Genomic DNA, 6,807 nt, shown 5'->3' with positions numbered 1-6,807 from the left:
AACCAATAGCCTCGATAAAACAACAAAAAGCCCATGCTGTCGGGGGAAAGCATGGGCATTATTTTATGTGTTATATCAGCTAAGCGAATAGTGTTCTTTCTCTATACTATTTGAGAATCGCTCCATCATTTAGCTTTTTTGCAGGGTTTTTGGCCGCATTAACCAGTAGGATACCAACGGTTAGTACCATCGAACCACATAGTAGGAACAACAAGCGTCCTGTTGGTTCGTTTGGAATCAGAGCCATTGCTAGGATACCGAAACCTGCTGTGCTGATAAGCTTACCAAGCATTGAACGCTGTTTAGTATCTAGGTTTTGTTGCTCTTCACCTTCCGCTACTAATGGTGTGTTCCAGTTAGTGAATAGTTGGTCAACTTCTTTCTCACGTTCAGGCGATAGGCCTTTGTAGAAGCGAGAAGTTAGCATGAAGTAACCACCAGTAAACACTACGTGAGCAGCTAAGCTAAGACCTACTTTCAAGTCGCTCCATTCACGGCCAGTAAGCGCTGTTTCCATACCGAATAGGTGCTCGATGTCTTCTGCTTGAAGCGAGATACCGAAGATGTAAGAAACGAAACCACCAACCACGAGAGTAGACCAACCAGCCCAGTCAGGCGTCTTACGAATCCACATACCAAGTAGTACAGGGATAAGCATTGGGAAGCCAATTAACGCACCTACGTTCATTACGATATCGAACAAGCTCAAGTGACGTAGAGAGTTAATGAACAAGCCAATCGCGATGATGATAACACCCATCATAATAGTCGTTAGCTTACTTACAATAACCAGCTCTTTCTGAGTCGCATTTTGACGAAGAATCGGGCTGTAGAAGTTCATTACAAAGATACCAGCGTTACGGTTCAAACCTGAATCCATAGAAGACATCGTTGCAGCGAACATTGCTGACATAAGAAGACCAACCATACCTGCTGGCATTACGTTCTGTACGAATGCTAGGTAAGCAGCATCACCCGCTTTATCACCCATTGAAGCGTACTCTAATGCGAACTCAGGCATGAATGCACTTACGTACCATGGTGGTAGGAACCAAATTAGTGGACCAACAACCATAAGGATACATGCTAGGCCTGCCGCTTTACGTGCGTTTTCACTGTCTTTTGCACATAGGTAACGGTAAGCGTTGATGCTGTTGTTCATTACACCGAATTGCTTCACGAAGATGAACACAACCCAAAGGATGAAGATGCTCATGTAGTTTAGGTTGTTACCTAACATGAAGTCGCCGTCGAAGTTAGCAACGATGTTAGTTAAGCCACCACCGTGGAAGTAAGCCGCAACCGCACAAGTGATTGTCACGGCCATGATTACAAGCATTTGCATGAAGTCAGAAGCAACAACCGCCCAAGAGCCGCCTGTTACTGCCATCAATACTAGAACCATACCCGTTACCACAATGGTTGCTTCCATTGGGATGTTGAATACAGCAGCTACGAAGATAGCGAGACCGTTTAGCCAGATACCTGCAGAGATAAGACTGTCAGGCATACCTGCCCATGTGAAGAACTGTTCAGACGTTTTACCAAAGCGTTGACGAATGGCTTCGATCGCCGTTACCACACGAAGTTGGCGGAACTTTGGAGCGAAGTACATATAGTTCATGAAGTAGCCAAAAGCATTGGCTAAGAATAGGATTACAATAACGAAACCGTCATTGAACGCGCGTCCTGCGGCACCTGTAAACGTCCATGCTGAAAACTGTGTCATGAAGGCGGTTGCACCAACCATCCACCACAACATTTTGCCGCCCCCTCTGAAGTAATCACTTGTAGAGGTGGTGAACTTACGGAACATCCAACCAATCGCGATTAAAAAGAAGAAGTAGGCGAGAACAACAAAAGTATCAATAGTCATCTTTTCAGCCTTTTAAGTTTCATAATTAACTGACACCTAGATTACTCCTCCTGCATGTTTATTTGTACTACAATATGTCTTTATCGTGATCTGGGGCGCATGTTTATTTCATCATAGATGGCACTTAAAGCCGTTTAAGAGCTTAATTTTTTGCAATTATTTCAAACTTCATCGTTGTCGTCGGATAAATGCTTGAAAGTAAGTGTTTAAAATAATAATACAAATATCCGTATGGTTATAGGGATTAGTTGAGCGAGCGTGTTGATTGAGAAGTGACAAAACTCTAATAAGTATGGTTAAAAATAAAATAGGTGTGTCCACTTTATATCACGTAATAAAAAAGCGAGCACAGAGCTCGCTTTCGTCGTTGAACAAGTGCAGCCGGTTAACGCGAACCTATCTATTGACTAGCTCGACAGCGTCACGAACAAGCTTGCCTAGTTCGTCCCACTTACCTTCGTCGATAAGGTTAGTTGGAACCATCCAAGTACCGCCACACGCAAGAACAGAAGGGATCGATAGGTATTCATCTACATTCTTCAAGCTTACGCCACCAGTAGGCATAAATTTAACAGGGTAAACCGCTGTTAGTGCTTTAAGCATACCTGTACCGCCAGAAGGCTCAGCAGGAAAGAACTTCAACGTGCGAAGGCCCATTTCCATTGCTTGTTCAACTAGGCTTGGGTTGTTAACACCCGGTACAATTGCGACACCTTTATCGATACAGTATTGAACTGTACGAGGGTTAAAACCTGGGCTTACGATGAAATCAACGCCAGCTTCGATAGATGCGTCAACTTGCTCGTTAGTCAGTACAGTACCTGAACCGATTAGCATGTCTGGGAATTCTTTACGCATGATGCGAATCGCTTCGATTGCACATTCTGTACGCAGTGTGATTTCTGCACACGGCATGCCGTTTTCAACCAGTGCTTTGCCTAGGGGGATGGCATCTTCAGCACGGTTGATAGCGATTACAGGGATTACTTTTAGGTTTGCTAGTTGTTCATTTAATGTAGTCATGAATTCTTTCTCACGTTAATAATGGGTCTGCTTTCAACTAAGCAAACCCTTGATTAATAGTTAAAGTGCGCAATTATAGAGACAAATCAGGGGTCGCTTCTAGAGGAATGATAGCACCTGGATGCTGAATCACAGTCCCTGCCACAATGTGACCTGCTAATGCTGCATCACGCGCATTGCCACCGCTCAAGCGTTTAGCCAAGAAGCCTGCACTGAACGAATCGCCAGCCGCTGTTGTATCAACGATGCTGTCTACTGGGTTTGGTGCAACGTACTGAGCACTTTGGCTTTCAACCACTAGGCAGTCTTTCGCGCCACGCTTAATGATGATCTCTTTCACACCAGACTCAGACGTACGTGCAATACACTGTTCAATGCTTTCGTCACCGTACAGCTCTTGCTCGTCATCGAACGTCAGTAGCGCTGTGTCGGTGTACTTAAGCATCTTCAAGTACCAAGAAATCGCTTCTTGTTGGCTTTCCCAAAGTTTTGGACGAAAGTTATTGTCGAAGAATACTTGGCCGCCTTGAGCTTTGAATTTGTCTAAGAAGCTGAATAGCTGTGCGCGTCCGTTCTCTGTCAAGATAGCAAGCGTAATACCACTTAGGTAAACCGCGTCAAAAGAAAATAGCTTATCAAGTAGAGCAGGCGTGTCTTGCTGGTCAAACATGAATTTTGCTGCAGCATCATTACGCCAGTAGTGGAAACTGCGTTCACCAGTTTCATCGGTCTCGATGTAGTAAAGCCCTGGTTGTTTGTGATCAAGCTGAGCAATTAAGCTAGTGTCGATACCTTCCGCTTGCCACTTTTCTAACATGTCGGTACTGAATGGGTCAGTGCCTAGTGCTGTTACGTAGCTCGTGTTGATATCTTGCTCTTTTGTTAAGCGAGACAAGTAAAGTGCTGTATTCAGTGTATCGCCACCAAAACTCTGCTGAAGCCCGTCTTGTTTCTGTTGTAGCTCAACCATGCACTCGCCAATGACCGCGATGTTTAATGATTTCATATGCTTACCTTAGCAACTGAGGTTGCGCTAGTTATTATTTTAGGAAATCTTCACGCGCAGGATTGAAGATATCAAGAAGGATGCTGTCTTGCTCTAGAGCAACGGCGCCGTGCATCATGTGTTTACGCGCGAAGTAAGCATCGCCTTCTTTAAGCACTTTCTTTTCACCTTCGATTTCAGCTTCGAAGCTACCACGAACAACATAACCGATTTGGTCGTGAATTTCGTGAGTATGAGGATGGCCAATTGCGCCCTTATCAAAACATAGGTGTACAGCCATAAGATCGTCAGTGTACGCGACGATTTTACGCTTGATACCACCGCCCAATTCTTCCCATGGGTTTTCATCTAGAATAAAGAAAGAGTTCATTGTGTATCTCCTAATCTGTTTAAATCTTTTAAGTGTTACTTAACTGTTTTCATCATAAGGGAATGAGGTTAATTGTAATACAATATATCTAGCGTTGTGTGATGTTGATCAAGCGATACTTTATATAGCGCAAATAAATCAACAACTTAACAAATGCCTGATATTTAGTGTTATCTATTAATATCAATAGCTTATGCGGGTTTATGTGATTCTGCTCATCATTTTGCGACGAATAAGTACAATTAAAGCTAATATTGTATTACTTTATATGGAGTTTGAAAATTTAATCAAAGTTTAAACCGATAAACTCTTTATTGAGGGTGACAAAGAATATGACGACTAAACCAGTATTGTTGACTGAAGCAGAAATAGAGCAACTTCACCTTGAAGTGGGCCGTTCTAGCTTAATGGGCAAAACCATTGCAGCGAACGCGAAAGACCTAGAAGCGTTCATGTGCTTACCTATTGATGTTCCTGGTCACGGAGAAGCGGGTGGTTACGAGCATAACCGCCATAAGCAAAACTACACGTACATGAACTTAGCTGGTCGCATGTTCTTGATCACTAAAGAGCAAAAGTACGCTGACTTTGTTACAGAACTACTAGAAGAGTACGCGGACAAATATCTAACGTTTGATTACCACGTACAGAAAAACACTAACCCTACAGGTCGTTTGTTCCACCAAATCTTGAACGAACACTGCTGGTTAATGTTCTCAAGCTTGGCTTACTCTTGTGTTGCTTCAACACTGACACAAGAGCAGCGTGACAACATTGAATCGCGCATTTTCGAACCAATGCTAGAAATGTTTACGGTTAAATACGCACACGACTTCGACCGCATTCACAACCACGGTATTTGGGCAGTAGCCGCTGTGGGTATCTGTGGTCTTGCTCTAGGCAAGCGCGAGTACCTTGAAATGTCAGTGTACGGCATCGACCGTAACGATACTGGCGGCTTTCTAGCTCAAATTTCTCAGCTGTTTGCACCTTCTGGTTACTATATGGAAGGCCCTTACTACCACCGTTACGCGATTCGCCCAACGTGTGTGTTCGCTGAAGTGATTCACCGTCATATGCCTGAAGTTGATATCTACAACTACAAAGGCGGCGTGATTGGTAACACAGTACAAGCAATGCTGGCGACAGCGTACCCGAACGGTGAATTCCCGGCTCTGAACGATGCATCTCGCACAATGGGCATCACAGACATGGGTGTTCAAGTTGCCGTCAGTGTTTACAGCAAACATTACTCTTCAGAAAACGGCGTAGATCAAAACATTCTTGGTATGGCGAAGATTCAAGACGCAGTATGGATGCACCCATGTGGTCTTGAGTTATCTAAAGCATACGAAGCGGCTTCTGTTGAAAAAGAAATCGGCATGCCTTTCTGGCCAAGTGTTGAATTGAACGAAGGCCCTGAAGGTCACAACGGCGCGCAAGGTTTTATCCGCATGCAGGATAAGAAAGGCGACGTTTCTCAGTTAGTGATGAACTACGGCCAACACGGCATGGGTCACGGCAACTTCGATACGCTGGGTATTTCTTTCTTCAACCGCGGTCAAGAAGTACTACGTGAATACGGCTTCTGCCGTTGGGTGAACGTTGAGCCAAAATTCGGCGGTCGTTACCTAGATGAAAACAAATCTTACGCACGTCAAACGATTGCTCATAATGCAGTAACCATTGATGAAAAATGTCAGAATAACTTTGACGTTGAGCGTGCAGACTCAGTACACGGCTTGCCTCACTTCTTTAAAGTAGAAGGCGAGCAAATCAACGGCATGAGTGCATTTGCTAACGATCACTACCAAGGTTTTGACATGCAACGCAGCGTGTTCATGTTAAACCTTGAAGAGCTTGAATCTCCGCTATTGTTAGACCTTTACCGCTTAGACTCTACAAAAGGCGGCGAAGGCGAGCACCAATACGACTACTCACACCAATATGCAGGTCAGATTGTTCGCACTAACTTTGAATACCAAGCAAACAAAGAGTTAAACACGCTAGGCAGCGATTTCGGTTATCAACACTTATGGAACGTCGCAAGTGGTGAAGTGAAGGGCACAGCACTTGTGAGCTGGCTACAAAACAACACGTACTACACTTGGCTAGGCGCAACGTCTAACGACAATGCTGAAGTTGTCTTTACTCGCACTGGTGCTAACGATCCAAGCTTCAACCTACGTTCAGAGCCTGCATTCATTTTGCGTAGCAAAGGCGAAACAACACTGTTCGCTTCTGTTCTAGAAACGCACGGTTACTTTAACGAAGAGTTCGAACAATCAGTAAATGCTCGCGGCGTTGTGAAAGACATCAAGGTTGTAGCGCATACAAACGTCGGTTCAGTCGTCGAAATCACCACAGAGAAGTCAAATGTGACAGTGATGATCAGCAACCAACTTGGCGCGACTGAGAGCACTGAACACAAAGTAGAACTGAACGGTAAAGTATACAGCTGGACAGGCTTCTACTCAGTAGAAACAATTTTAAACCCAGAATTAGCAAGCACAGCAGAGCAGGGGAAATAAT

Annotated in this window: 5 protein-coding genes; 1 reads left to right on the top strand and 4 read right to left on the bottom strand. The window is 44.2% G+C overall.

What is annotated here, in order from left to right; all coding sequences use genetic code 11:
* Positions 1–106 precede the first annotated feature (106 nt).
* The 4 genes from AB4589_RS04855 to AB4589_RS04840 form a co-directional block, all read right to left on the bottom strand.
* Complete coding sequence (locus AB4589_RS04855) at positions 107–1,876, bottom strand: sodium:solute symporter family protein (RefSeq protein WP_009846515.1); 1,770 nt, start codon at positions 1,874–1,876, stop codon at positions 107–109.
* 396 nt (positions 1,877–2,272) lie between these two features.
* Positions 2,273–2,899 carry a bifunctional 4-hydroxy-2-oxoglutarate aldolase/2-dehydro-3-deoxy-phosphogluconate aldolase gene (locus AB4589_RS04850; RefSeq protein ID WP_009846516.1) on the bottom strand — a complete coding sequence of 209 codons (627 nt, stop codon included), beginning with the start codon at positions 2,897–2,899 and terminating at the stop codon, positions 2,273–2,275.
* A gap of 73 nt (positions 2,900–2,972) precedes the next feature.
* Complete coding sequence (locus AB4589_RS04845; RefSeq protein ID WP_009846517.1) at positions 2,973–3,905, bottom strand: sugar kinase; 933 nt, start codon at positions 3,903–3,905, stop codon at positions 2,973–2,975.
* 34 nt (positions 3,906–3,939) lie between these two features.
* Positions 3,940–4,275, bottom strand: coding sequence for a cupin domain-containing protein (locus tag AB4589_RS04840; RefSeq protein WP_009846518.1), 336 nt, complete (start codon positions 4,273–4,275; stop codon positions 3,940–3,942).
* A gap of 332 nt (positions 4,276–4,607) precedes the next feature.
* On the opposite strand from AB4589_RS04840, the gene AB4589_RS04835 reads away from it, so the two are divergent.
* Entirely contained in the window at positions 4,608–6,806 is a 2,199-nt protein-coding gene (locus tag AB4589_RS04835) for a heparinase II/III family protein (protein ID WP_372099595.1), read from the top strand.
* Position 6,807: the final 1 nt, after the last annotated feature.

This window comes from Vibrio sp. 10N.222.49.A3 (assembly GCF_041475145.1).
GTDB classification, from domain to species: Bacteria; Pseudomonadota; Gammaproteobacteria; order Enterobacterales; family Vibrionaceae; genus Vibrio; species Vibrio tasmaniensis_A.
This window is presented reverse-complemented; position numbering and strand designations above follow the sequence as displayed.

Bases quoted from the DNA above. Each gene is read 5' to 3' on its own strand.
- AB4589_RS04850 (WP_009846516.1), bottom strand. From the start codon at position 2,899: ATGACTACATTAAATGAACAACTAGCAAACCTAAAAGTAATCCCTGTA.
- AB4589_RS04840 (WP_009846518.1), bottom strand. From the start codon at position 4,275: ATGAACTCTTTCTTTATTCTAGATGAAAACCCATGGGAAGAATTGGGC.
- AB4589_RS04835 (WP_372099595.1), top strand. From the start codon at position 4,608: ATGACGACTAAACCAGTATTGTTGACTGAAGCAGAAATAGAGCAACTT.
- AB4589_RS04855 (WP_009846515.1), bottom strand. From the start codon at position 1,876: ATGACTATTGATACTTTTGTTGTTCTCGCCTACTTCTTCTTTTTAATC.
- AB4589_RS04845 (WP_009846517.1), bottom strand. From the start codon at position 3,905: ATGAAATCATTAAACATCGCGGTCATTGGCGAGTGCATGGTTGAGCTA.